General features: G+C 69.9%; 26 protein-coding genes. 17 read left to right on the forward strand and 9 right to left on the reverse strand.

What is annotated here, in order from left to right:
- Positions 1–83: 83 nt before the first annotated feature.
- Together AAG801_RS23210 and AAG801_RS23215 are read right to left on the reverse strand one after the other, a co-directional pair.
- Positions 84–1,061 (reverse strand): AEC family transporter, encoded by a 978-nt coding sequence (locus AAG801_RS23210; RefSeq protein WP_341890485.1) that lies wholly within the window; start codon positions 1,059–1,061, stop codon positions 84–86.
- A gap of 51 nt (positions 1,062–1,112) precedes the next feature.
- Positions 1,113–2,036 (reverse strand): carbohydrate kinase, encoded by a 924-nt coding sequence (locus AAG801_RS23215; RefSeq protein ID WP_341890486.1) that lies wholly within the window; start codon positions 2,034–2,036, stop codon positions 1,113–1,115.
- A 199-nt stretch (positions 2,037–2,235) separates the two neighbouring features.
- Here AAG801_RS23215 and AAG801_RS23220 point away from each other — a divergent pair, with 199 nt between their 5' ends.
- The 5 genes from AAG801_RS23220 (at position 2,236) to AAG801_RS23240 (ending at position 6,752) form a co-directional block, all read left to right on the forward strand.
- Positions 2,236–3,213, forward strand: a complete 978-nt coding sequence (locus tag AAG801_RS23220) for a sugar ABC transporter substrate-binding protein (protein WP_341890509.1) — start codon at positions 2,236–2,238, stop codon at positions 3,211–3,213.
- Between the two features lie 89 nt (positions 3,214–3,302).
- Positions 3,303–4,262 (forward strand): ABC transporter permease, encoded by a 960-nt coding sequence (locus AAG801_RS23225; RefSeq protein WP_341890487.1) that lies wholly within the window; start codon positions 3,303–3,305, stop codon positions 4,260–4,262.
- Between the two features lies 1 nt (position 4,263).
- Positions 4,264–5,055: an ATP-binding cassette domain-containing protein gene (locus tag AAG801_RS23230; protein ID WP_341890488.1), complete on the forward strand. Its 792-nt coding sequence runs from the start codon at positions 4,264–4,266 to the stop codon at positions 5,053–5,055.
- Between the two features lie 15 nt (positions 5,056–5,070).
- A complete protein-coding gene (locus AAG801_RS23235) occupies positions 5,071–5,526 on the forward strand; it encodes an RbsD/FucU domain-containing protein (RefSeq protein WP_341890489.1) in 456 nt (151 codons plus the stop codon).
- The gene (locus AAG801_RS23240) at positions 5,526–6,752 is read left to right on the forward strand and encodes an ROK family transcriptional regulator (RefSeq protein ID WP_341890490.1); all 1,227 of its coding nucleotides are present in this window, start codon (positions 5,526–5,528) and stop codon (positions 6,750–6,752) included. Before AAG801_RS23235 ends, AAG801_RS23240 begins: the two co-directional genes overlap by 1 nt.
- A gap of 22 nt (positions 6,753–6,774) precedes the next feature.
- On the opposite strand, the gene AAG801_RS23245 is transcribed toward AAG801_RS23240, so the two are convergent.
- Positions 6,775–7,977, reverse strand: coding sequence for an FAD-dependent monooxygenase (locus AAG801_RS23245; protein WP_341890491.1), 1,203 nt, complete (start codon positions 7,975–7,977; stop codon positions 6,775–6,777).
- Positions 7,978–8,138: 161 nt separating this feature from the next.
- Between AAG801_RS23245 and AAG801_RS23250 the strand changes: the two genes are divergently transcribed.
- The 9 genes from AAG801_RS23250 to AAG801_RS23290 all read left to right on the forward strand — a co-directional run bounded on the left by AAG801_RS23250 (position 8,139) and on the right by AAG801_RS23290 (position 17,544).
- Positions 8,139–8,705, forward strand: a complete 567-nt coding sequence (locus tag AAG801_RS23250; protein ID WP_341890492.1) for an FxDxF family PEP-CTERM protein — start codon at positions 8,139–8,141, stop codon at positions 8,703–8,705.
- A gap of 186 nt (positions 8,706–8,891) precedes the next feature.
- Entirely contained in the window at positions 8,892–9,788 is an 897-nt protein-coding gene (locus AAG801_RS23255) for an EpsD family peptidyl-prolyl cis-trans isomerase (protein WP_341890493.1), read from the forward strand.
- The gene (xrtB, locus tag AAG801_RS23260; RefSeq protein WP_341890494.1) at positions 9,785–10,678 is read left to right on the forward strand and encodes an exosortase B; all 894 of its coding nucleotides are present in this window, start codon (positions 9,785–9,787) and stop codon (positions 10,676–10,678) included. Before AAG801_RS23255 ends, xrtB begins: the two co-directional genes overlap by 4 nt.
- Positions 10,675–11,367 (forward strand): exosortase C-terminal domain/associated protein EpsI, encoded by a 693-nt coding sequence (locus AAG801_RS23265; RefSeq protein WP_341890495.1) that lies wholly within the window; start codon positions 10,675–10,677, stop codon positions 11,365–11,367. Before xrtB ends, AAG801_RS23265 begins: the two co-directional genes overlap by 4 nt.
- A gap of 58 nt (positions 11,368–11,425) precedes the next feature.
- Positions 11,426–12,472, forward strand: coding sequence for an SPFH domain-containing protein (locus tag AAG801_RS23270; RefSeq protein ID WP_341890496.1), 1,047 nt, complete (start codon positions 11,426–11,428; stop codon positions 12,470–12,472).
- A 7-nt stretch (positions 12,473–12,479) separates the two neighbouring features.
- A complete protein-coding gene (locus AAG801_RS23275) occupies positions 12,480–14,081 on the forward strand; it encodes a DUF4178 domain-containing protein (protein ID WP_341890497.1) in 1,602 nt (533 codons plus the stop codon).
- 40 nt (positions 14,082–14,121) lie between these two features.
- Positions 14,122–14,343: a DUF350 domain-containing protein gene (locus AAG801_RS23280; protein WP_341890510.1), complete on the forward strand. Its 222-nt coding sequence runs from the start codon at positions 14,122–14,124 to the stop codon at positions 14,341–14,343.
- Positions 14,336–15,892 carry a polyamine aminopropyltransferase gene (locus AAG801_RS23285; protein WP_341890498.1) on the forward strand — a complete coding sequence of 519 codons (1,557 nt, stop codon included), beginning with the start codon at positions 14,336–14,338 and terminating at the stop codon, positions 15,890–15,892. The genes AAG801_RS23280 and AAG801_RS23285 overlap by 8 nt, the downstream gene beginning before the upstream one ends.
- 44 nt (positions 15,893–15,936) lie before the next feature.
- Positions 15,937–17,544, forward strand: coding sequence for an FAD-dependent oxidoreductase (locus AAG801_RS23290; RefSeq protein WP_341890499.1), 1,608 nt, complete (start codon positions 15,937–15,939; stop codon positions 17,542–17,544).
- On the opposite strand, the gene AAG801_RS23295 is transcribed toward AAG801_RS23290, so the two are convergent.
- On the reverse strand, positions 17,525–18,052 hold the full coding sequence (locus AAG801_RS23295) for a thioesterase family protein (protein ID WP_341890500.1): 528 nt from the start codon (positions 18,050–18,052) through the stop codon (positions 17,525–17,527). The two genes, AAG801_RS23290 and AAG801_RS23295, sit on opposite strands and share 20 nt — an antisense overlap.
- Positions 18,053–18,118: 66 nt before the next feature.
- On the opposite strand from AAG801_RS23295, the gene AAG801_RS23300 reads away from it, so the two are divergent.
- Positions 18,119–18,646: a MarR family transcriptional regulator gene (locus tag AAG801_RS23300; RefSeq protein WP_341890501.1), complete on the forward strand. Its 528-nt coding sequence runs from the start codon at positions 18,119–18,121 to the stop codon at positions 18,644–18,646.
- Here the strand turns inward: AAG801_RS23300 and AAG801_RS23305 are convergent.
- Complete coding sequence (locus AAG801_RS23305; protein WP_341890502.1) at positions 18,591–20,024, reverse strand: aminopeptidase P N-terminal domain-containing protein; 1,434 nt, start codon at positions 20,022–20,024, stop codon at positions 18,591–18,593. The two genes, AAG801_RS23300 and AAG801_RS23305, sit on opposite strands and share 56 nt — an antisense overlap.
- Positions 20,021–20,782 carry a hypothetical protein gene (locus AAG801_RS23310; RefSeq protein WP_341890503.1) on the reverse strand — a complete coding sequence of 254 codons (762 nt, stop codon included), beginning with the start codon at positions 20,780–20,782 and terminating at the stop codon, positions 20,021–20,023. Before AAG801_RS23310 ends, AAG801_RS23305 begins: the two co-directional genes overlap by 4 nt.
- A gap of 158 nt (positions 20,783–20,940) precedes the next feature.
- Between AAG801_RS23310 and AAG801_RS23315 the strand changes: the two genes are divergently transcribed.
- Positions 20,941–21,921, forward strand: coding sequence for an aldo/keto reductase (locus AAG801_RS23315; RefSeq protein WP_341890504.1), 981 nt, complete (start codon positions 20,941–20,943; stop codon positions 21,919–21,921).
- Position 21,922: 1 nt separating this feature from the next.
- Here the strand turns inward: AAG801_RS23315 and murU are convergent, their stop codons facing one another.
- The 3 genes from murU to speD form a co-directional block, all read right to left on the reverse strand.
- Positions 21,923–22,627 (reverse strand): N-acetylmuramate alpha-1-phosphate uridylyltransferase MurU, encoded by a 705-nt coding sequence (murU, locus tag AAG801_RS23320; RefSeq protein WP_341890505.1) that lies wholly within the window; start codon positions 22,625–22,627, stop codon positions 21,923–21,925.
- Positions 22,628–22,660: 33 nt separating this feature from the next.
- Complete coding sequence (locus tag AAG801_RS23325) at positions 22,661–23,248, reverse strand: hemerythrin domain-containing protein (protein ID WP_341890506.1); 588 nt, start codon at positions 23,246–23,248, stop codon at positions 22,661–22,663.
- A gap of 70 nt (positions 23,249–23,318) precedes the next feature.
- Positions 23,319–23,717 carry an adenosylmethionine decarboxylase gene (gene speD, locus AAG801_RS23330; RefSeq protein ID WP_341890507.1) on the reverse strand — a complete coding sequence of 133 codons (399 nt, stop codon included), beginning with the start codon at positions 23,715–23,717 and terminating at the stop codon, positions 23,319–23,321.
- Between the two features lie 81 nt (positions 23,718–23,798).
- Here speD and AAG801_RS23335 point away from each other — a divergent pair.
- On the forward strand, positions 23,799–25,118 hold a 1,320-nt coding region (locus AAG801_RS23335), incomplete at its 3' end, for a transketolase (RefSeq protein ID WP_341890508.1).

The raw sequence follows: 25,118 nt of genomic DNA on the forward strand, positions 1-25,118 counted from the left end.
CGGCGACGCCCATGTGGGCGACGGTGGCCTGCAGGTCAGCGGAGGTCATGGCGGAGATTATCCCCGCATGCCCGTGCCGCCGCTCAGGCCAGCCAGGCCAGCACTGCCAGCCAGAACGAGGCAGTCAGCACGAAAGCGACCGTCGAGAACACGATGGCGGCGGTGGCCTCCGCTTCCAGCGCCGCGTAGCGCTGCGAGAAGATCAGCGCGTTGCTGCCCACCGGCAGCGCAGCCATCATCACCACCACCGCGAGCGGCAGGCCGGCGAGGCCGAAGCCGAGCCGGGCCACCGCCAGCACCATCGCCGGCAGCACCAGCAGCTTGAGCGCCGTGACGATCACCGCGCCGCGCGCCGCGCCCTGGATGCCGTAGTAGGCCAGCGACATGCCGATCAGCACCAGGCACAGCGGCACCACCGCCTGCGCCAGGGTGGCGAGGATCTCGTCGGCGATCGCCGGCAGCGGCACGCCGGCGAAGTTCCAGGCCAGCCCGGCCAGCACCGGCAGCACCACCGGGTGGATGATGGTGTTGCGCATCGTGCGGCCGAGCGTCGTCAGCAGGTGGGCGTTGGAGTGGCCCAGCGTGCGCCGCTCGCGCGCCAGGTCCAGCTCGACCAGCGCGGTCAGCACGGTCAGCAGCGTCAGTGCGTGCAGGCTGACCAGCGCGACGTGGATCGCCAGGCCCGCTTCGCCGAACAGCGCCGCCGCGAACGGGATGCCGACCTGCACCGAGTTGCCGAACGTGGCCGAGATCGCGCGCACGCTCGGCGCTGCGGTGGGCAACGCGCCGCCGCGGTTGGCGCGGCGCTCCCAGGCGTACACACCCACCAGCAGCGCCAGCACCGGCACGAAGAAGGCGACCACCGTGCCCCAGGGCATGGCGGCGAGGTCGATGCGTGCGGTGGTGCGGAACAGCAGCGCCGGCACGAAGATGTAGTAGGCCGCGTTGGCGAGCACACGCGCGGGATCGTTCTCTCCGAGCCAGCGCGCCTTGCCCACCACCCAGCCCAGCGCCACCACCACGAAGATGGCCAGCAGCTTCAGGAAGACGAGCGTCGACATGCGCGGCGAGTATGGGCCACGCGCCGCGTCGGATTGACGTTGGTCACGGTGTCAGAGCTCTGCGCGGCGCGGCATGTCGGCGCCGCGGCGGGAACAGGTGATCGCGGCGGCGCGGGCGGCGAAGCCCAGCGCGTCGGCCAGCGCTTCTTTCGACAGCGCCGCGAGCGCCGCGGCCGACAGCGCATCGCGCTCGGCCAGCCAGGTCAGCAGCGCGCCCTGGAAGGTATCGCCGGCGCCGACGGTGTCGATGACCTTCACCGGCACCGGCGGCACCTCGACCGAGGCGCCGGCGGTCCAGGCGCTGGCGCCCTCGCCACCGCGCGTCACCGCCACCAGCTTGACGCCCTGTGCCAGCGCGCGCGCGGCGAAGTCCGCCGGCGCGAGGCCCGGCCAGACCAGACGCAGGTCTTCGTCGCTGACCTTGAGCAGCTGCGTGCGCGGCAGCATCCAGTCGATCTGCGTTCGCCACACGTCCAGCACCGGCTCGACGTTCAGGCGGATGTTCGGGTCGTAGGCGATCAGTGCGCGACCCTGCTCGCGCTCGACCAGCGCACGCTGCGTCTGCGCGGTGCGCCCGACCACGGTGGCATAGGAGCCGAAGTTGATTGCCTTCACGCCCGCCGGGAGCATGGCCAGCGCGTCTTCCGTCAGCAGCCGGTCGGCACAACCTTCGCCGTAGAACGAGTAGGAAGGTACGCCCTGGGCATCGAGGCCGATCAGGCTCAGCGTGGTCGGTGCTTCCGAGCGCTGCACGGTCGCCGTGTTCACGCCCTCGGCCGCCAGCGTCTTCATCAGCCGCTCGCCGAGGAAGCCGTTCGACACCTGCGACAGGAAGGCCACCGGCTGCGCCAGCCGGGCCAGGCCGACCGCGACGTTGAAGGGCGAGCCGCCGACACGGGCGTCCATCGCCATGCCGGTGGGCGTGTCGGCGGTGGCGAACACGTCGAACAGGGCTTCTCCGCAGACCACGAACATCGTCTTCTCCTGGGGTTCGGTGCGCCGGGAGGGGCACACGAGGCGGCGCCAAGCATCACGCGGCCAGGCCGCCGCCGCATCCGGGTTTTCCATTAATCAATCAACTTGATTTATTAATTGGCGTCACCCAGAATTCAACCGTCACCACCCCAGACCAACGAGGAGACAAAACGTGACCCTGATCTTCAAGCAGACCACCCTGTTCGCCGCCCTGTTCGCCGCTGCCGGCATCGCCCACGCGCAGGCGCAGCCCGTCATCGGCCTGATCACCAAGACCGAGACCAACCCCTTCTTCGTGAAGATGAAGGAAGGCGCCACCGAGGCCGCCAAGGCCAAGGGCGCCAAGCTGCTGTCCGGTGCCGGCAAGGCCGACGGCGACAACGCCGGCCAGGTGACCGCGATGGAGAACATGATCGCCGCCGGTGCGAAGACCATCCTGATCACACCGAGCGACTCGAAGGCGATCATCCCGGCGATCAAGAAGGCACGCGAGAAGGGCGTGATGGTGATCGCGCTGGACAGCCCGACCGACCCGGCCGACGCCACCGATGCCCTGTTCGCCACCGACAACTACAAGGCCGGCGTGCTGATCGGCCAGTACGCCCGCGCGGCGCTGGCGGGCAAGCCGGCGAAGATCGTCACGCTGGACCTGTTCCCCGGCCACCCGGTCGGCGCGCAGCGCCACAACGGCTTCCTGCAGGGCATGGGCCTGCAGAGCTTCGACGCCAAGAACAACGAGCTGGCCAAGCCGGCCGAAGTGGCCTGCATGGCCGACAGCTTCGGTGACCGCGCCAAGGGCCAGACGGCGATGGAGAACTGCCTGCAGAAGGTGCCCGACGTCAACCTCGTGTACACGATCAACGAGCCCGCTGCGGCCGGTGCCTACAACGCGCTGAAGAAGGCCGGCAAGGAGAAGGGCGTGATCATCGTCTCGGTCGACGGTGGCTGCGAGGGCGTCAAGAACGTCGGCGACGGCGTGATTGCCGCGACCAGCCAGCAGTACCCGCTGAAGATGGCCTCGATGGGCGTCGAGGCCGGCATCGAGTACGCCAAGAGCGGCAAGAAGGTCTCGGGCTACACCGACACCGGCGTCACGCTGATCGCCGCCAAGCCGGTGGCCGGCGTCGACAGCAAGGACGTCAAGACCGGCACCGACCTGTGCTGGGGCAAGAAGTAAGCTGACGCGCCACCCGGCGCTGCCGAGCTGAACCCCGGGGCGCGCGCCGCCCCGGCGAGCCGTCGCATCGCCCCACCAGGAGCCCTCGCATGGATTCGCTGAAAAGCAAGCTGCCGCCCATTGGCCAGCTCGGCCCCTTCATCGCGCTGATCATCGCCTGCGCCATCTTCGGCGTCACGACCGAGCGCTTCTTCAGCGCCGAGAACTTCTCGCTGATCCTGCAGCAGGTGATGGTCGTCGGCGTGATCGCCATCGGCCAGACGCTGATCATCCTGACCGCCGGCATCGACCTGTCGTGCGGAATGATCATGGCGCTGGGCAGCATCGTGATGACCAAGTTCGCTGCCGACCTCGGCGTGCCGGCGCCGCTGGCGATCGTCGCCGGCATCCTGGTGACAACGCTGTTCGGCGTGGTCAACGGGCTGCTCGTCACCCGCGTCAAGCTGCCGCCGTTCATCGTCACGCTCGGCGTCTTCAACATCGCCTTCGCGATCACCCAGCTCTACTCGGGTGCGCAGACGGTGACCGAAGTGCCGGAGCTGATGACCTGGCTGGGCAGCACTTTCACGCTGGGCGGCGCCAACGTCGCCTACGGCACGGTGCTGATGATCCTGCTCTACCTCGGCGTCTGGTTCTGGCTGCGCGAAACGGCCTCGGGCCGCCACGTCTACGCGGTCGGCAACAACCCGGAGGCGACGCGCCTGGTCGGCATCCCGCCGGAGCGGGTGATCCTCGGCGTGTACGCGCTGTCGGGCGTGTTCTACGGCATCGCCTCGCTGCTGTCGGTGGCGCGCACCGGCGTCGGCGACCCCAACGCCGGCCAGACCGAGGCGCTGGATGCGATCACCGCGGTGGTGCTCGGCGGCACCAGCCTGTTCGGCGGGCGCGGCATCGTGCTTGGCAGCCTGATCGGCGCGGTCGTCGTTGGCGTGCTGCGCAACGGCCTGACGCTGATGGGCGTGTCGTCGGTCTACCAGGTGCTGATCACCGGCATCCTGGTGATCCTGGCGGTCACGGTCGACCAACTGTCTCGCAAGGGAGGGCGCTGAAATGACCTCGACTCGACTCGTGATGCGTGCCCGTGGCCTGGTCAAGCGCTACGGCCAGGTCACCGCGCTCGACGGTGCCGACTTCGAACTGCGAGCCGGCGAAATCCTGGCGGTGATCGGCGACAACGGCGCCGGCAAGTCCAGCCTGATCAAGTGCCTGTCGGGGGCGACGATTCCCGACGAGGGCGAGATCCAGCTCGACGGCAAGACGATCCACTTCAAGGGCCCGATCGACGCTCGCCGAGAAGGCATCGAGACGGTCTACCAGGACCTGGCGGTGGCGCCGGCGATGACCATCGCCGAGAACCTCTTCCTCGGCCGCGAGATCCGCCGCGAAGGCTTTGCCGGCAACGTGCTGCGCATGCTCGACAAGCAGAAGATGCTGGAGATCGCGATCGAGCGCATGAACGACCTGAAGGTGGGCATCCGCTCGATGACGCAGGCGGTCGAGACGCTGTCCGGCGGCCAGCGCCAGTGCGTTGCCGTGGCGCGTGCCGCGGCCTTCGCCGAGCATGTGGTCATCCTCGACGAGCCGACCGCGGCGCTCGGCGTCAAAGAGGGCAACATGGTGCTGGAGCTGATCCGCCGCGTGCGCGACAAGGGCCTGCCGGTCATCCTGATCTCGCACAACATGCCGCATGTGTTCGAGATCGCCGACCGCATCCACGTCGCCCGGCTCGGCCGGCGTGCCGCCGTGCTCAACCCGAAGACGATCAGCATGAGCGACACCGTGGCGGTGATGACCGGCGCGATGCCGCCCGAAAAGATCCCCGCCGAGTGCCTGGCGCACTGAAAGCAGGAAACGACCATGCTCAAGGGCATCAACCCGCTGCTGTCGCCACAGCTTCTGAAGATCCTCGCCGAGATGGGCCATGGCGACGAAATCGTGCTGGCCGACGCCAACTTCACCGCGGAGTCGCTGGGCCGGGGCAAGCCGGTGCTCCAGATGCCGGGCATCGGCATGGGCGAGCTGTGCGCCGCGGTGCTCTCGGTGTTCCCGCTCGACCAGTACGAGGAGCGGCCGTGCGCCTACATGCATGTCGGCGGCACAGCGCCCGACTACCGCTCGGCGCTGCAGCGCGAGGTGGTCGAGCGCGCTGTCGCGAGCGGCGATGCGCAGGCCGCACAATTCGAAGCCATGGAACGTTTCGCCTTCTACGACCGCGCGCGCAAGGCGTTCGCCATCGTGCAGACCGGTGAACTGCAGGCTTACGCCAACTTCCTGTTCAAGAAGGGCGTGATCGCCGAGCCGCTGAGGCCGTGATGAGCGGCTCCCACGCTGGTGGCGACGCGCGGCTGCGCCCGCGTGGCTCCAACCACGCCGGCATGCGCCAGTTCAACGAGCGTGTGGTGCTGCAGGCGATCCGCCTGCACGGCAGCCTGCCGAAGGCGGAGATCGCCCGGCTGACCCACCTGACCGCGCAGACGGTGCAGATCATCATCGCCCGGCTCGAGGCCGACGGCCTGGTGCGCAAGCTCGACCCGGTGCGCGGCAAGGTCGGCCAGCCCTCGGTGCCGATGGCGCTGAACCCCGATGGCGCGTTCTCGATCGGCATCAAGATCGGCCGGCGCAGCATGGACATGCTGCTGGTCGACTTCGCCGGCCAGGTACGCGAACGGCTGTCGCTGGGCTACGCCTTCCCCGACTCCGAGACGCTTTTCGGCGAAATCGACGTGCGCCTGGCGCAGTTGCGCAAGTCGCTGCCGGCTACGCTGCGCGAGCGGCTGCATGGCGTCGGCGTGGCGGCGCCGCTGTCGCTGGGCGGCTGGCAGGAACTGCTGGGCATCGCGCCCGAGCAGGCGGCGAAGTGGGCGGCGATCGACATCCGCGAGCGTGTCTCGACCATGACCGACCTGCCGGTGGAGTTCGTCAAGGACACCGCGGCCGCCTGTGTCGCCGAGCTCGTCGCGGGCCGCGGCCGCAGCATCCGCAGCTTCCTCTACGTCTTCGTCGACACCTTCATCGGCGGCGGGCTGGTCCTCGACAGCCACCTGCGTGGCGGCGTGCATGGCAATGCCGGTGCGGTCGGCTCGATGCCCCTCGGCCTGGGACGGGGCGATGCGCGCAGCCGGCCGCCGCAACTGCTCAGCGTGGCCTCGCTGTTCAACCTCGAGTCGCTCTATCTCGCCCGCGGCCTGGATGCCGCCGCGGCGGTCGACGCCCGTGCACTGCAGCCCCCCTGGCTGGCAGCCACCGAGGCCTGGCTGCGGGATGCCGCGCCGGCGATCGCGCTGACCATCAACACTGCCGCTGCGCTGCTCGACCTCGAAGGCGTGATCATCGACGGCTCGTTCGACGCTTCGTTGCGCGAGCGGTTGATCGCCAGCGTCGCGGCTGCGCTCGATGGCCACAGCTGGGAGGGCCTCGAACGGCCCGCGGTTCTGCCCGGCACGATCGGCTCGGACGCCCGCGCCATCGGCGGCGCGCTGCTGCCGCTGTACGCCAACTTCGCGCCCGACCGCGACCTGTTCCTCAAGCTCGAAGCCTGAGCGACTTCGGCGCTTCCGCCGTTCAGCGCCGGCCGAACATCATCTGCCGCGCCAGTGCCGACTTGAGCGGCCCGAGGCGCTGCAGCGCCGCCAGGCCGAGCCCGCGCGCCGCACCGGCACCGGGCAGCACCCAGGTGAAGCTGCGCGCCAGGAAGTCGGTGGTGGCGATCAGCGCCCAGCGGTCCGGGCCGCGCTGCCATTCGAGCTGGCGCAGCGCCGAATCGATGTCGCCGCCGCGTCGAAGCAGGTTGACCAGTTCGGCGGCGTCGCGCAGGCCGAGGTTCAAACCCTGGCCGGCCACCGGGTGCAGCGTCTGTGCGGCATTGCCGATGCGGACCACGCGGCCCTCGGTCATCGTGCGTTCGGCGTTCAGGCCGAGCGCAAAGCGCTTCAGCGGCGAGACCGACCGCAGCGGCAGAACGGCGTCGGGGAAGATGGTGTTCAGCACCGCCAGACGCTGCGCATCGTCGAGCCCGGCCACCGGGTCGTCGTCGCTGTTCACGCACCACACCAGAGATGCGCGCCCGTCGGGCAGCGGCAGCAGCGCGGCCGGCCCATGGCGCGTGAAGCGCTCGTACGCGACACCGGCCGGCGCGTGCCGCGGCAGTTCGACGGTGCCGACCCAGGCGCACTGGTGATAGTCGCGGCTGATCGCCTTGCGTGCCTGGTCGGCGAATACGCCGCCCTCGGCGACCACCACCAGGTCATGGCGCTCGGCAATGCCGGCATCGATCTCGACGCCCCCGGGAAGCTGCTTGAGCCCGGCCACGCCGGTGTCGAAGCGGGTGTGCAGGCGCTGCGGCTGTGCGGCCTGCAGGTCCATCCAGACCTTCTGCAAGGTGCTCACGATACGGCCGTAGCTCAAGACGACGCCGAGCATGGGGACGGCCTGCTCCTGCGCCGTGATGCGTACCGCCGGCTCGCCGAGCCAATCGGCCAGCAGGGCTGGCGCGGACGGCGGCTGTTGCGACACGTCGACCTCGAGAATTGGCTGGACGCCCTCGCTCGGCCACGCGCCGAGACGCTGCAGCCACTGCACGCTGCCGAGCGAAAGTGCCAGCGTCCGAGGGTCGTTCGTGACATCTTTCTCGATCGGGCGGCTGTCGAACAGGCTGATGTCGGCATCCGGCAGTCGCCGTGCCGCATCCAGCGCCAGGGCGAGACCGACCGGGCCGGCGCCGACGATCGCCAGGCGGGTGTGCGTTGAGGACGAAGGCGTGGGCATGGGACACATTCGTGTGCAGTTCCTCCGCAATCTTGCCGCATTTACCCCGTGGCCGCGGGATGGTGCTAGCGACTTGTTCGCTGGACCATCACTGCGCTAGTGAATGCAAGTGACTGTGCCGATGGCGGTGCAGTCGAGATCAGGAACATCAAGGGGGTCGTATGAAACTCAAACACGTCGCAGCGGCGTTCGCAGTGGCGTTGTCGGCGCCGAGCATGGCAGCCGTGTGCAGTGGTGGCTACGGTCTGGGCACGATGGGCCCGCCGGGGGCTTCGTGGTTCGGCGAGAGCTTCAGCCGCGCCGGGTCCTATCTGGACTGCTACAGCTTTTCTCTGACGTCGGCGGCCGACTCGTTCGGCGGCACGCTGGAACTGGATCTGTCGCCCTCGCTGTCGATCGACGTCACCGGCTTCTCGCTGTTCGCGGGTGGTGTCAGTGGCGGCCAGACCACCGGTGGTCTGATCAACGGCACCGGCGGCGCGTGGGGGCCCCTCAACACGTTCAGCTTCGGCGCACTCGCTGCGGGCACCTACACGCTGGCGGTGGCCTCGACGGTCGGTCGCACGGCCAATGGCTGGTGGAATGCGCCGGTCGGCTACGTCGGCGAGATCGTGACCACGCGTTCGGCGCCGATCGCCTCACCGGCTCCGGAGCCCGCGACCTACGCGATGATGCTGCTCGGTCTGGTCGGCGTGGCCGGCGTGGCGCGCCGCCGCAAGAAGAGCTGAAGCGCTCACCGTCACAACTGCCAGAGAGAACGCGGGCCTTCGGGCCCGCTTCTCATTTCGGACCCCCACGATGCGGGGCCGGCGCGGCGCGCAGCCCGTCACGGAAACACCGCGTGCCGGTCCGGGTTGTGCTCCTGGGCGCCGACCTTCGGGTAGCCTCCCGCGATTCACCGACTCGCACCGAACATGTCGTCGCACGTGCACTCTCTCAGCCTGCTTTCTGCCTTGTTCACGCCGACCCGCGGCGTGGCTGTTCTGGTCGCTGCGCTGATGCTGGCGGGCTGTGGAGGCAGCGAGCGCAGCAAGTCGGACACGCAGATTGCCGCCACGGTGAACCAGGGCGAGATCTCCGTGCATCAACTGCAGGTGGTGCTGCAGCGCCAACCGCAACTGGCCGCCGTCGACGGGGGCAATGCTTCGGCCCGCGTGCTGGAGGGCTTGATCGACCAGGAACTCGCCGCGCAGGCGGCTCGCTCGGCCTCGCTCGACAAGGATCCTCGCGTCGTGCAACGGCTCGAGGCCGCCAAGCGCGAGATCCTCGCGCAGGCTTGGCAGGAATCCGTCGCCGAGAAGGTGTCCGGCGTGTCCAGCGACGAGGTCGATCGATACTACGAACAGAAACCGCAGCTCTTCGCGCAGCGGCGGCTCTATACGGTCCAGGAGTCCGCCGCCGAGGGGGCGCCTGAGGCGATCGCCGCGCTGACCGCCAAGCTGGCCGAGACGTCCTCGGCCGACGAGGTCGCCGCCTTGCTGCAACGCTCGGGGCTGCGTCACCAGTCGCGCGCGATGGCGCAAGCTGCCGAGGACCTTCCCTTGTCGCTGCTGGAGCGGCTCGCGCCGCTGGAGGCGGGGCAATCGACGGTGTTCGCCCAGGGCGGAACGGCCCGCATCTACACCCTGCTGCATGCCCAGAAGGCGCCGATCGATCGTCGTGATGCCGACAGGGCGATCGCTGCCTACCTGGCCAACTCGCGACGCGGCGAAGCGGTTGCCGGCGCGATGAAGCAGATGCGCGCAGCCGCGAAGATCGAGTACCAGGGCAACTTCGCCAAGCCGGCCGCGAAGTCCGCCTCGGCGCCATGACCTCGACGACGGGGCTGAGCACGGCCGCGCCGCGCCGCGCCGCCTGGCTCGGCATCGAGCCGGCCGTGGCGATGATCCTCGCGGCCGGGCTGCTGCTGATCGCCGCGCCGCTGGCCTGGGACTGGGCGCAAGGCCCCTGGTCGCGCGAGACGCAGGGCCATGAGCCACTGGTGCTGGGCATCGCCGCCTGGCTGATCTGGCGCCGGCGAGATGCCATCGCGGCGCTCGACGCGCCGCCGGCACGCCTGGCCGGTGGCCTGCTGCTGGCGGCCGCGCTGCTCCTGCACCTCACTGGCCGTCTGTTCGGCGTGTTCCGCTTCGAGCTGGTGTCGATGCTGATGCTGCCGGCGGCGCTGCTGCTGTACTTCAAGGGCGTGCCGGCACTGCGCAAGGTGTGGTTCGCTTTCTTCTTCACGCTCTTTGCCGTGCCGCTGCCGTTCTCGCTGGTGCTGGCGGTGACCGGGCCGATGAAGGAGGCGGTGTCCTACATCGCGGCGCAGCTGCTCGGCGTGATCGGCTACCCGATCGGCCTGTCCGGCGTCGTGATCACGATCGGCCAATACCAGCTGCTCGTCAACGAAGCCTGCGCCGGCCTGCAGACCATGTTCACGCTCGAGGCGATGGGCCTGCTCTACGCCAGCCTGATGAACCACACCTCGAAGTTGCGCAACGTGCTGCTCGCCGTGCTGGTCGTGCCGATCGCCTTCTGCGCCAACGTGGTCCGGGTGATGGTGCTGGCACTGGTGACCTACCACCTCGGTGACGCGGCCGGCCAGGGCTTCCTGCACGGCTTTGCCGGCATGGTGCTGTTCCTGGTGGCGCTGGCGCTGGTGATGGCCGTCGATGCGCTGCTCGGCCGGCTGTTGCCGCGCACCGGAGCGCCCTCGTGAACGCCGGCCGCCGTTCCGCGACCGCCATCGCCCTGGCCATGGGCGCGACCGCCGCCGCAGGCCTGTGGGTCCGCCAGCCGCCCCGCCCGGGGACGACGCCGCCACGGGTCGCGCTCGACCATCTCCTGCCCGACCGCTTCGGCGACTGGTCGATCGATCGCGAGGCGGCCGTCTACGTGCGCGCCGCCGATGCGCGCGGCCGGCAGGTCGGCTTCCTCGACCAGGTGCTCGAGCGCAGCTTCCTCGATGCGCGTGGTGCCCGTGTCATGCTTTCCGTTGCCTACCTGGGCGCGCAATCGTCGGGCATGCAGCTGCACCGCCCCGAGGTCTGCTACCGCGCCGCAGGCTTCCGCGTTGGCGACCTGGCGCATGCGTCCGTCGATCTTGGCAGCGGTCCCTTGCCGATCACGCGGTTGCTGGCGCAGATGCCGGGCCGCCCCGAGCCCATCACCTACTGGATGGTGGTCGGCGGCGAGGCCGTCCTGAGTCAGGAACAAGGCTGGTCCGACCGCCTGCGCCGCGCCTGGCAACGCATCGGGCGCGATGGCGTGCTGGTGCGCATCTCGTCGATCGACGGCGACGTCGAGCGGGCCTTCCGCCTGCACGATCGCTTTGCCGCCGACATGGCTGCCACGCTCGCGCAAGCCGAGCGTGAGCTGCTGTTGGGATCGCGTTCCGCGGCACTATGATCCGCGCACCCCGGTGCGTTGCGCCGGATTTCGTCGACGGTTGACCTGGGAGGGCCACATGGCGCTGATGGATTTCGTCAAGAAACAGTTCATCGACATCATCGAGTGGATGGAGGCGGGCGACGGCACGCTCTCCTGGCGTTTCCCGATGGCCGACCGCGAGATCCAGAACGGGGCCTCGCTGACGGTGCGCGAATCGCAGATGGCGGTGTTCGTCAACGAAGGCAAGGTGGCCGACGTGTTCGGCCCCGGCATGTACAAGCTGACGACGCAGACGCTGCCGGTGCTGACCTACCTGAAGAACTGGGACAAGCTGTTCCAGAGCCCGTTCAAGAGCGACGTGTACTTCTTCAGCACGCGCCAGCAGGTCGACCAGCGCTGGGGCACCACCCAGCCGGTGACCATACGCGACAAGGACTTCGGCGCCGTGCGCCTGCGCGCCTTCGGCAACTATGCCTATCGCATCGCCGACCCGAAGACCTTCCACACCGAGATCTCCGGCACGCGCGACGCGTACACGGTCGCCGAGCTCGACGGCCAGCTGCGCGCGACCATGCTGCAGCACATCTCCGACGCGGTGGCCAGCAGCGGCATCGCCTTTCTCGACCTGGCCGCCAACCAGATCGAGTTCGCCAATCAACTGCAGCAGGCCACCGCGCCGGCCTTCGAGAAGCTCGGCCTCAAGCTCGAGGCAGTGACGGTGCAGAACGTCTCGCTGCCCGAGGAACTGCAGAAGATCCTCGACCAGAAGATCGGCATGGGCATGGTCGGCGGCGACATGGGCAAGTTCATGCAGTACCAGACCGCGCAGGCGATTCCGAAGTTCGCCGAGGGTGCCGCCGGTGCGGGTGGCGGCGGCGTGGTCGGCGATGCGATGGGCCTCGGTGCCGGCGTGGCACTGGGTCAGGTGATGGCACAGCAGCTCTCGCAGGGCCTGCAAGGTGCGGGCGCGGCGGGTGCCGCAGCCGCGGCGCCGGTGGTCGGCGTCAAGCCCGACGAGGTGATGGCCACGCTGGAGAAGCTGGCCGACCTGAAGGCCAAAGGGATCGTGACGCAGGACGAGTTCGACGCCAAGAAGGCCGAGCTGCTGAAGAAGCTCGTCTAGAGCTCGCGTGGCCACCGAGCAAAGCCCGCAGCGCGGCTACCGCGCAGCGTGCCCGAACTGCGGCGCGCCGGTCGAGTTCCGCTCGGCCGCATCGGCGTTCGCCGTCTGCAGCTTCTGCCGCAGCAGCATCGTGCGCGACGGCGAAGCGCTGCGCCGCATCGGCCAGAGTGCCGAGTTGTTCGACGACCATTCGCCGCTGCAGCTCGGTGCGGCCGGCCGCCACCAGGGCGCGGCGTTCGTGCTGGTTGGCCGGCTGCAGTACCGCTACGCCGAAGGCACCTGGAACGAGTGGCATGCGTTGTTCGACAACGGCCGTTCCGGCTGGCTCAGCGAGGACAACGGCCGCTACGTCTTCTCGTTCGACGCAGCGCTGAACGGCGAGGCGCCGGCCGCGGAAACACTGCGTGCCGGGCAGACGCTGCGGGTCGCGGGCATGGCCTGGTCGGTCGCGTCGGTGTCGGCTGCCAAGCTGATCGCCGCACAGGGCGAACTGCCCTTCAAGCCCAACCTGGAACGCGGCTTCGTCGTCGCCGACCTGCGCAACCCGCGCGGCGAGGTGGCGACGCTGGACTACGGCGACCCGCTCGCACCGAAGTGGTCGGTCGGTCAATCGGTGGCGATCAGTGAGCTGGCGATGACCGGCCTGGCCGAGTCCAGCGAGAAGACGCTGAAGGCGCGTGGCGTCGAATGCCCGAGCTGCGGCACGGCGCTGGAGGTCAAGCTCTCGACCACGCAGTCCATCGTCTGCCACAACTGCCATGCGGTGGTCGACGTCTCGCAGGGCGTGGGCGGCGACCTGCAGCACTATGCGCAGGCCAACGGCAGCGAGCCGCTGATCCAGCTGGGCAGCACCGGCACGCTGGCCCTGGCGCTCAAGCCGGGCGACAAGAAGGCGCTGCCCTGGCAGGTGGTCGGCTACGCCGAGCGCTGCGAGGTCGACACCGGCGACGACGAGCAGACCTTCTGGCGCGAGTACCTGCTGTACCACCGCACCGAGGGCTTCGCCTTCCTCGTCGACGCGCAGGACGGCTGGAGCTGGACGGCACCGATCACCGGCGTGCCCGAGCGCGCCGGCGACGGCGTCAAGTACCAGGGCGTGGTCTATCGCAAGCTGTACGACTACACCGGCATGGCCACCTACGTGCTGGGCGAGTTCTACTGGAAGCTCGAGCGCGACGCGCGCACCTACAACACCGACTACATCGGCACCGGTGCGTTCAGCGCGCGGCGCATCAACCGCGAACGCACCGGCAGCGAAGACGCTCAGGAGATCGTCTGGTCGGCCGGCGAGACGCTTGCCGCCGACGCGGTCCTGAAGGCCTTCAAGCTCGCGCCCGACAAGAAGGCCTCGTTTCAGCGTGATGCCCTGCCCACCTCGGGCAACGCGGCTTCGCTGCTGGGCAAGGCCTTCTTCTGGGTGTTCGTGATCGTGGTGCTGCTGATGCTGTTCCGCTGCGACGATGATCGCCGCGACTGCAGCCAGGTGCGCGCCACCTTCGGCGAGGCCTCGGCCGAGTACCAGAATTGCCTGCGCAGCGCGGGCAGCAGCGGCGGGCGGGTCGGCGGCGGTTCGTGGGGCGGCTGGTCCAGCGGCGGCGGCCACAAGTAGACGGTTCGGCATACAGGCAGCAACGAGGAGAAGCGACATGATGGGTATCGAGTGGCTCAAGCCCGGGGTCTTCTTCGGCTCCATGCTCTACGCCTTCATCGGCGTGGGCGTGTTCTGGCTCTGCTTCGTGATCGTCGACAAGCTCACGCCCTACAACCTGTGGGAAGAGATCGTCGAGAAGAAGAACGTCGCGCTGGCCATCGTCGTCGGCGCCACGGCGATCTCGATCGGGCAGATCGTCGCCGCCGCCATCCATGGCTGATGCCGAGGGCGCGGCGCCGGCGGAGGCTATCCGCCCGGCCGAAGTCGCGCTGCTCGCCTCGGTCTTCGTCGTCGCGGCCTGCGGGCTGCTCTACGAGCTGGCAGCCGGTGCGCTGGCCAGCTACCTGCTGGGCGACTCGGTCCTGCAGTTCTCCACCATCATCGGCACCTACCTGTTCGCGATGGGGGTGGGCTCCTGGCTGTCGCGCTTCGTCGAGCGGCAGCTGGTGGCGAACTTCCTGCGCATCGAACTGCTCGTCGGCCTGATCGGCGGGCTGATGCCGGCGGCGCTGTTCGCGCTGCACAGCGTCGCCGCCGGCTCGTTCCGCTTCGCGCTGTACACGCTGGTGCTGGTGGTGGGCACGCTGGTCGGGCTGGAGATCCCGCTGGTGATGCGCATCCTCAAGCAGCACTTCCGCGCCCGCTACGCGCTGAAGGACCTGGTCTCGCAGGTGCTGACCTTCGACTACCTCGGCGCGCTGGCGGTGGCGATCGCCTTCCCGCTGGTGCTCGTGCCGCAGCTCGGGCTGATCCGCACCGGCCTGTTCTTCGGCCTGCTCAACGCCGCGGTGGCGCTGTGGGCGCTGTGGCTGTTCCGCGCCGAGCTGCGCGGCCTCGCAGCCCACGCGCTGGCCTGCGTGCTGACGGTGGCGACGCTGGCCGCCGCCTTCGCCGGCGCCGAAGGCATCACCCGCTGGGCCGAGGACCGCTTCTATGGCGACGCGATCGTCTATGCCGAGAGCAGCGCCTACCAGCGTGTGGTGGTGACCTCGGGCCACGGCGGCGTGCGCCTGTTCCTCAACGGCAACCTGCAGTTCCACTCGCGCGACGAGCACCGCTACCACGAGGCCCTGGTGCACCCGGCGATGGCCGCGCACGGTGCGCCGAGGAAGGTGCTGGTGCTCGGTGGCGGCGACGGCATGGCGGTGCGCGAGGTGCTGAAGTACCCCGGCGTCGAACAGGTCACGCTGGTCGAGCTCGACCCGCACATGACGCAGTTGTTCTCCACCGCGCCGATGCTGCGCGCGCTCAATCGCGATGCGCTGCAGTCGCCCAAGCTGCGCATCGTCAACGAAGACGCCTTCGGCTGGCTGGAGAAGAACCCGGAGCACTTCGACGTGATCGTGGTCGACTTCCCCGACCCGACCAACTTCGCGATCGGCAAGCTCTACACCACCACCTTCTACCAGCGCCTGGATGAGCACCTCGCCGCCGGCGGCTACGCGGTGGTGCAGACCACCTCGCCGCTGATCGCGCGGCGCAGCTACTGGACGGTGGCGACGACGATCGAGAGCGTGGGCCTGACCGCCACGCCGTACCACGCGCATGTGCCGAGCTTCGGCGAGTGGGGCTTCATCCTGGCCAGCCGGCGGCCCTGGCGATGGCCCACCGAACTGCCGGGCGGCCTGCGCTTCCTCGACCTGGCCGGGTTGCCGGCGCTGTTCCACTTCCCGCCCGACATGTCGCGTGTGCCGGCCGAGCCGAACCTGCTCTCCAACCAGCGCCTCGTGCACCTGTTCGAGGAAGAGTGGGGCAAGGTGCAACAGTGAGCGCAGGCCTGACGCGGCGCGGCTGGCTGGCCGGAGCGTCCGCGATGGCGAGCGCATCGCTGCTCGGGTGTTCGCGCGACGCGCAGGGCACCTACACCGTACGCTGGGTGGGCGCCGGGCACGTGCGCGGCCACCGGCTGCGCGAGGTGAAGAGCGGTTCGATCGGCGCGCCTGCGCTGACGAAGCGTGTGGGCGTGCTGATCGTCGGCGCCGGCATCGCCGGCCTGGCGGCGGCACGCGGGCTGACGCGCCTCGGCATCGACGACGTCCATGTGCTCGAACTCGAGGACGCCGCCGGCGGCAACAGCCGCGGCCACGTGATGGCCGGCATGGGCTGCCCGCTCGGGGCGCACTACCTGCCGGTACCGGGCGAGCACGCGGTCGAAGTCGCCGAGTGGCTGGACGAGCTCGGATTGCGCCGCATCGTGGCCGGGCGTGTGGTCTACGACGAAAGGCACCTCTGCCACAGCCCGCAGGAGCGGCTCTTCATAGCCGGGCACTGGAACGACGGCCTGCTGCCGCCCGTCGATGCCTTGCCGAGTGCCGAGCGCGAACGCACGCTGACGCAGTACCGGCGTTTCGCGGCGGCGGTCGAGCGCATCGGCGCGGGCGGCGCCTTCCGCATGCCCACCGCGCGCGCGGACTGGACCCCCGAACTCGCCGCCCTCGACGCACAGACATTCACCGCCTGGCTGGCGAACGAGGGCCTCGATGCCCCGGCGCTGCGCTGGTACCTCGACTACTGCTGCCGCGACGACTACGGCGCCACCAGCGCGCAGGTCTCGGCCTGGGCCGGGCTGCACTACTTCGCCAGCCGGCACGGCTTCCACGCACCGGGCGAGGGCGAGGACGAACGCGAGGGCGTGCTGACCTGGCCCGAAGGCAACGGCTGGCTGGCCTCGCGGCTTGCCGCGCCACTGCGCGACCGGCTGCACACCGGTTGCGTGGCGCTGCGCCTGCACGAAGGGCGCGACGTGGTCGAGCTCGATCTGTGGAACCAGCGTGCGCAGCGCATCGAACGCTGGATCGCGCCGCAGGTGGTACTGGCGCTGCCGCTGTTCGCTGCGCTGTGCCTGTTCGAGTCACCACCGCCGGCGCTGGCCGCTGCGGTGGGTGCGATGCGCCATGCGCCCTGGCTGGTCGCCAACCTGCACTGCGAACGCCCGCCGATCGACCGCGGCGGCGCGCCGCCGGCCTGGGACAACGTGATCTACGGCGGCAGCAGCGCCGCGCTGGGCTATGTCGACGCGATGCACCAGAGCCTGCGCCCGCACCCGGGGCCGACGGTGTTCACCGCCTACTGGGCGCTGGGCGGAAGCGACGCCTCGCAGGCCGTGGCGGCGCGCCGCAGCCTGCTCGACGACAGCGCCGAGGCCTGGGCTGCGCGTGTTCTCGCCGACCTGGCGATCGCCCACCCCGATCTGCCGCGCCACGTTCGCCAGGTCGACTTGATGCGCTATGGGCACGCGATGAGCATCCCGCTGCCGGGGCTGCGCGGTCATGCGGCGCTGCAGGCGCTGGCCGAGCCGGGCGGCCGTGTGCGCTTCGCGCATGCCGACCTGTCCGGCTACTCGGTGTTCGAGGAGGCCTTCTTTCATGGCGCGCGGGCCGCGGCGCAGACCCGCGCGGCCTTCACCAGGCTGCCTGCATGACACCGTGTTCGGCCGCCAGCCAGTCGCGCACCGGCGCGGGCAGCGGATGCGGCAGCGGCGCGAGGCCCATCGCCGCGTACGAGGTCGCGTTCGGCACCAGGCCATCACGCGCCACCGCGGCGCCTTTCATGTAGCCGGCCGCACAGACCCGCTCGCCGCGCACGAACTCGAAGCGCATGTAGTTCCAGTGGTCGTCGCTGGCGTCGAGGCGGAAGCGCAGCGTGTAGGCCTCGAACGGCTTCAACCCGCGGCGGTAGGTGATGAACGAGCCGCCGGCCATCGGCCGCCAGCCGCGGCGCAGCATCGCCTGCGCGAAGCCGGAGCGCACGAAGTACTCGACCAGCATCAGGTCGATGACGGTCAGGTAGCGGCCGTTGTTCATGTGGCCGTTGACGTCGAGGTCGTTGGGCAGCACGCGCAGCGTGCGCTCCAGCGTGTCGCCCGGCGCCAGCCTCGGCGCACGCCAGGCGCGCAGCAGGGTCCACAGCAGTCGCAGGTAGAGGTTCATGGTGGCGTAGAATTGGTTCAATGTTGAACAGTATAGTTCAAGACTGAACGATTATCCCTGAATCGCATGGCCACCTCGCGCGCCGCCAAGACACCCTCCTCGCCGCACGGCACGCAGGCCTGGCTCGCTGTCGTGCGCGCCTACAACCTGTGCGATGCGGTGATGACGGCGCGCATGGCCGAGCTCGGCGTGCGCATCGCCGAGCACGAGGTGCTGGCCAACCTGGCGACCGCACCCGGCATCACGCAGCAGCAGCTGGCGGCGCGCTGCTTCGTCGCCAAGAGCGGCATCAGCATGCTGCTGGCGCAGATGGAGTCGCGCGGCTGGGTGCGCCGTGAGGCCGATGCCGCCGATGCGCGGATCAAGCGCCTGCATCTCACCGCCGACGGACAGGCGCTGGCGCAGCAGACCTTGGCCGCGCAGGCCGACGTGGTGCGTGCGATGGTGGCGGGCAGCAGCGATGCCGAGCTGGACCAGGTCAGGGACTCGATGCAGCGTGTCTCGCAGCGGCTGGAAGCGCTGCGCGCGGCCGATGCGCTCAGCCGCGCATCAGCGCCTCGATCTCGCGCGGGGCGACCGGCACGTCGCGGCTGATCAGCTCGCAGCCGTTGTCGGTGATCACCGCATCGTCCTCGATGCGGATGCCGATGTGCCAGAAGCGCTCCGGCACACCCTCGGCCGGGCGCACGTAGAGGCCGGGTTCGATCGTCACCACCATGCCCGGCTGCAGCACCCGCGATGGCCGCTTGACCACCCGGCCGCCCATGCCGTCGGGCTGTTCGACCGGCGCCTCGTCCAGCGACAGGTACTCGCCCACGTCGTGCACGTCGCGGCCCAGCCAGTGGCCGGTGCCGTGCATGTAGAAGGCGCGGTAGGCGCCGCTGTCGATCACGGATTCGACGTCACCGACCTTGTCGCGGTTCAGCAGCCCGCTGTCGAGCATGCCCTGCGCCAGCACGCGCACCGCGGCCCAGTGAGCGTCCTGCTTGCGCGCGCCGGGGCGGGTCGCGGCGATCGCGGCTTCCTGCGCCGCCAGCACGACATCGTAGAGCTCGCGCTGCGCCGCACTGAAGCTTCCGTCGGCCGGGAAGGTGCGGGTGATGTCGCTGGCGTAGCCGTCGAGTTCGCAGCCGGCGTCGATCAGGCACAGCTCGCCGGGGCGCAGCTCGGCATCGCCGGCGGCGTAGTGCAGCACGCAGGCATTGGCGCCGGCGGCGACGATCGAGCCATAGGCCGGCGACTGCGCGCCGTGACGTCGGAACTCGTGCAGCAACTCCGCTTCGATCATGTACTCGGGCAGGCCACGGCCTTGCGTCGAGCGGAAGTGCGCGGCGCTGAAGCGCATCGCCCGCGCATGGGCTTGCGCCGAGATGCGCGCGGCACGGCGCATGGTGCCGAGTTCGTGCTCGTCCTTGAGCAGGCGCATCTCGGCCAGCACAGGCGTGAGGTCGCGCTGCGCCTGCGGTGGCTGCACGCCCAGGCGCTCGCGCTCGCGCAGCGTGGCCAGCCAGCCGTCGATGCGCGCCTGCAGTCCCTCGTGAACCCCGAACGGGAACCACACCGCAGGCGCGTTGGCCAGCTTGTCGGTGGCGATCTTGTCGAGCGCGTCGACCGGGTGCGCCTCGTGCACGCCCAGCGCGGCCGGTGCGGCTGCGGGGCCGACGCGGTGGCCGTCCCAGATCTCGCGCTCGAGGTTCTTCTCACGGCACAGCAGCGTGCTGCGGCCGTCGGCTTCGAGCAGCAGCCAAGCCTGCGGCTCGTCGAAGCCGGTCAGGTAGTGGAAGTGGCTGCAGTGGCGGAACGGGTGGTCGTTGTCGCTGTTGCGCTGGCGCTCCGGCGCGGTGGGCAGCACCGCCACGCCACCACCGAGGCGGGCCATGGCCTCGGCCAGGCGGGCACGGCGGCCCGCGCAGAGCTGGGGATGGGCGGCCGCGCCGCGGCGATCCGTCGCGAGCGACCGCTCGTCGCTCATGAATCGCCGCGCAGCTTGACGGCCTTGGGCGCGTCGGGCGCCAGCGCACCGGCGCGCAGCTTGCGCAGCGCACGGCGGATGTCGTCGTCGCCAGCGGCAGGTTCCTGCGCGGCCTTCTGCACTGCCTGGTGCGCGGCATCCTCGGAGCGCTTCACCGCAGCGCGGTCCTCCAGGTGGCGCAGGCGCTGGCGCAACTGGTTGGCCACTTCCTCGACATCGCCCAGACCGCTGTGCGCATCGGTCTTGGGCAGCGCGACGACCCGCTTGTCCTTCATGCGCACCTGCAGCCGGCAGACGCGGTTGTGCGTGCCGCGGCGCAGCGTGAAGCCACCGGTGTCCTTCTCCTCGATGTGGACGTCGCGGATGTTCTCGTAGTCGACCTGATGCACCTTCTGGCCGAGACCCCGCTGGAACCACAGGTTGTTGGCGCTGACCGCCACGCGTTCCCAGCGGCGCAGGTCCAGCGCCAGCGCGCCGACCCAGCCGATCAGCCCGAGCGCGACCAGCCAGCTCATGCCGAGCACGCCGCCGGCCCAGACCACCACACCCGAGGCCAGCACGGCGCCGACCACCTGCAGCACCTGCGTCTCGGCGGTGCGCCAGACATCGCGCTCGTAGGCATAGGCCTGCGGTTCGCCACTGGACAGCGGCTTGACCGACCACAGCACCGCCTTGACCGCGCGCGAGGCGAGGTAGTGGGCGGCGCCGGCGGCGGCCACGGCCATCGGCAGGGTCAGAGTGGCACTGAGCAGGTTCACGCGACGAACATTAGCCAGTTCCGACGACGAATCAAAGCCTTGACCCTGTCCGGCGTGAAAAATGCACGGCCGTTACGGTTGAACGGTCGTTTATGCCGGTCGAGCGGCGAGCACGGGCGCTCGCTACCATGGCCCGCACGCCACACCCGGGAACCGCCATGCACTACCGCCGCCTCGGCCGATCCGGCCTGCAGCTGAGCCTGCTGTCGCTGGGCTCCTGGGTCACGTACCACAACCAGGTCGACAGCCGCGCCGCGCGCGAAATGCTCGCCGCGGCGATGGACGCCGGCGTCAATTTCTTCGACAACGCCGAGGCCTATGCGCGCGGGCAGAGCGAGGTGGTGATGGGCGAGGCGATCCGCGCGCTGAAGTGGCCGCGGCTGAACTACGTGGTCTCGACCAAGTTCTTCTGGGGGCTGGACCGCGAGGGCAACGCGATCAACCGCCGCGACACGCTCAACCGCAAGTACCTGATGCAGGCGATCGACGGCTCGCTGTCGCGCCTGCAGCTCGACTTCGTCGATCTGGTGTTCTGCCACCGCCCCGACCCGAACACGCCGATCGAGGAAACGGTGTGGGCGATGAGCGACATGATCACCCAGGGCAAGGCGCTGTACTGGGGCACCAGCGAGTGGAGCGCGGCCGACATCCGCAGCGCCTGGGACATCGCCGAGCGCCACCACCTGCACAAGCCGGTGATGGAGCAGCCGCAATACCACCTGTTCCACCGCCAGCGCGTCGAGCAGGAGTACGCGCCGCTGTATGAGGCCATCGGCCTCGGCCTGACGACCTGGAGCCCGCTCGCCTCGGGCCTGCTGACCGGCAAGTACCGCAGTGGGGTGCCCGCGGGCAGCCGCGGTGCGCTGCAAGGCATGGGCTTCCTCGTCGATGGCCTGACCGACCCGGTGAAGAATGCCGCGGTGGCGCAGCTCGAAGGCATCGCGGAGGAACTCGGCTGCAGCGTCGCCCAACTGGCGATCGCCTGGGTGGCGCGCCAGCCGCAGGTCAGCACGGTGATCACTGGCGCGTCGCGGCTCGAGCAGCTGCAGGCCAACCTCGATGCACTGCAGGTCGTCGATCAGCTGACGCCGGATTGGCTGGCGCGCATCGACGCCGTCACTCGGCCGCTGGCCGAGTGAGTCAGCCGGTGGTGTTCAGCGCCACCAGCCGCTCGGGCGTACCGACGTCGGCCCAGCTGCCATCCCAGCGCTGCGCACCGAGGCGACGCTGCGCGATCGCGGCATCGAGGTAGGGGCGCAGCCGGGCCTTCGCGCCGAGCGCGAAGTCGCCCATCAGTTCGGTGACGAAGCCCGGCCGGAACAGGCCTATGCCCGACCAGGTGAAGCTCGCGCCCTCGCGCGCCGCCGTGGCCAGACCGGCATCGATGCCGAAGTCGCCGCCCGGATGCTGCGGCGGGTTGGGCACCATCCACAGGTGGCCGAGCTGCTCCGGCTGGATGGCGGCCGCGGCCTCGGGGCCGAAATCGAAGTCCGGTGCGAACACGTCCGCGGCGACGTACCAGAAGGGTTCGTCGGCGGCGACTGCGAGCAGCGGCAGCGCCTTCTTCAGGCCGCCGGCGGTTTCCAGCGCACCACCATGGTCACGGCCTTCGAGCGAGTAGCGGATCGCCAGGCCGAAGCGCGCGCCGTCGCCGAGCGCGGCGACGATCTGCTGCTCCAGCCAGGCGGTGTTGATCACCACCTCGCGCACGCCGCCGCGCGCCAGGTTGGCGAGGTGCCATTCGATCAAGGACCTGCCGCGCACGCTCAGCAGCGGCTTGGGCATGCGGTCGGTCAACGGTCGCATGCGTTCGCCGCGGCCGGCGGCGAGGATGATCGCTTTCATGCCGCCCAGTCTATCGACAGGACGGCGCGGCCCTCACTGCAATGCCGGCCCCAGCCCGATGGGCGCCGGCGCGTTCTGCACGATCTTGCTGAACAGCGGCCGGTACAGGTCGGTCGGTTCATGGCCGGTCAGCGGGTCGCGGTTGGCGAGGAAGGCCTCGTCGAGCTCTTTCCAGTCGGCGTCGGACAGGTGCTTCAGCGCCAGCGGCAGTACCTCTTCTTCCTCGACGCGCATGTGGCTCAGGTAGAAGTCGATGTAACGCTCGACCGCCTGCTCGAAGGCCGCGCGGCGCGACTCGCCGAGCACCTCGAAGGCAAGCAGGTCGTGTTCGAGGTCGCGAATCGACTTCTCGCCGCGCGCGTGGTCGCGGTCTAGCTTGTCGAGCACCGAGGCAATCTCCGGGCAGCGCGCGCGCAGCTTGGGGAACAGCAGTTCGCTCTCCTTCGTGTGGTGCAGCTGCTCGGGGAACTCGTCGACGTAGAACAGCATCGCGCGCAGCACGCTGAAGTCGGGCAGCGAGCCGTGCCGGCGGTGTTCGGTCAGCAGCATGGACAGCGAGCGCAGCATCGCCGACAGCGCGCCGTGTTCGTCGCGGATGATGGTCAGGGCAGGGTGGGACATGTCGAAACTCCAAGCCTTTGCGGCAGGACTCCAGCGTCGCACCGGAGGCCCCCCGCCGGCTTGAGCCCGGTCAAGCCGAGGTGATGAGCGCGCGCGCTCCGCGCAGCAGCTCGTGGCGTTCGACGTCGCGCGGCTCGAAGAAGCGCACCAGCGTTTCGAGCAGCACGCGCGCCCGCGCCGAATTGTCGGCGCCGAAGTTGCAGACGTAGGCGTCCAGCGTCACCGCGCCGAGTTCCGGCCACGTGTGCACGGCCAGGTGCGACTCGGCCAGCAGCACCACGCCGGTGACGCCGCTGGGCTGCGTGCCGTCGCCGGCCGGCGCGAAGCGGTGGAACAGCTCGCCCACCGGCACCAGGCCGCTGGCCGCCACGGCCGCCAGGCAGCACTGCCGCAGCGCGTCGGCGTCGGTCAGCGCGGCGAACGCGGGCGCGACGCCGTGCAGGTCGGCGGTGAGGTGCAGTCCGTGCATGCGGCGGATCATACGGACGCGTTCCGGCCCGGCCCTAAAATGCCCGTTCCCCGCCCGACCCCACCTCCTCCCGACCGCGCCATGGCCGACCTCGCTTCCCCGATCGCCACCTCCTCGACCGCCACGATGGCCAACGCGATCCGCGCGCTGGCGATGGACGCGGTGCAGCAGGCCAATTCCGGCCATCCCGGCGCGCCGATGGGCATGGCCGAGGTGGCGGTGGCGCTGTGGGGGCCGCAGCACGGTCACCTGCGCCACAACCCGGCCAACCCGCACTGGGCAGACCGCGACCGCTTCGTGCTCAGCAACGGCCACGGCTCGATGCTGGTCTATGCGCTGCTGCATCTCAGCGGCTACGACCTGCCGATGAGCGAGCTGCGCAGCTTCCGCCAGATGCACAGCAAGACGCCGGGCCACCCCGAGGTCGGCGTGACGCCGGGCATCGAGACGACCACCGGCCCGCTTGGCCAGGGCATCACCAACGCGGTCGGCATGGCGCTGGCCGAGAAGCTGCTGGCCGGCGAGTTCAACCGCCCCGGCCACACGGTGGTCGACCACCACACCTACGTCTTCCTCGGCGACGGTTGCCTGATGGAAGGCATCAGCCACGAGGCCTGCGCGCTGGCCGGCGCGTGGAAGCTCTCCAAGCTGGTCGCGCTGTACGACGACAACGGCATCTCGATCGACGGCGCCGTCGCACCCTGGTTCATCGACGACACGCCGAAGCGCTTCGAGGCCTACGGCTGGAACGTGATCCGCGCGGTCGACGGCCATGACGCCGCGGCCGTCAGCGCGGCCATCGCCAAGGCGAAGTCGGCCGACAAGCCGACGCTGATCTGCTGCAAGACCACCATCGGCAAGGGTTCGCCGAACCGCGCCGGCACCGCCAAGGCACACGGCGAAGCGCTAGGCGCCGAGGAGATCAAGCTGACGCGCGCCGCGCTGGGCTGGCTGCACGAGCCCTTCGTCGTGCCCGAGCCGGCCTATGCGGCCTGGGACGCCAAGGCGCGCGGCGCCGAGCTGGAAGCCGACTGGGACGCCCGCTTCGCCGCCTACCGTGCCGCCCACCCCGAACTGGCCGCCGAGTTCGTGCGCCGCATGAAGGGCGAGCTGCCGGCGACCTGGGCGCAGACCGTGAGCGAGACGCTGGCCGCTGCCCACAGCAAGGCCGAGACCGTGGCCAGCCGCAAGGCCAGCCAGATCGCGCTGGAGGCCTTCACCAAGGTGCTGCCCGAGCTGCTCGGCGGCAGCGCCGACCTGACCGGCTCGAACCTGACCAACACCAGCTCGACGCCCGCGCTGCGCTTCGGCGCCGACGGCGCGGGCAACGGCGGCCGCCACATCAACTACGGCGTGCGCGAGTTCGGCATGGCCGCGGTCATGAACGGCGTGGCGCTGCAC

The sequence above is a fragment of the Variovorax sp. YR752 genome, from assembly GCF_943372545.1.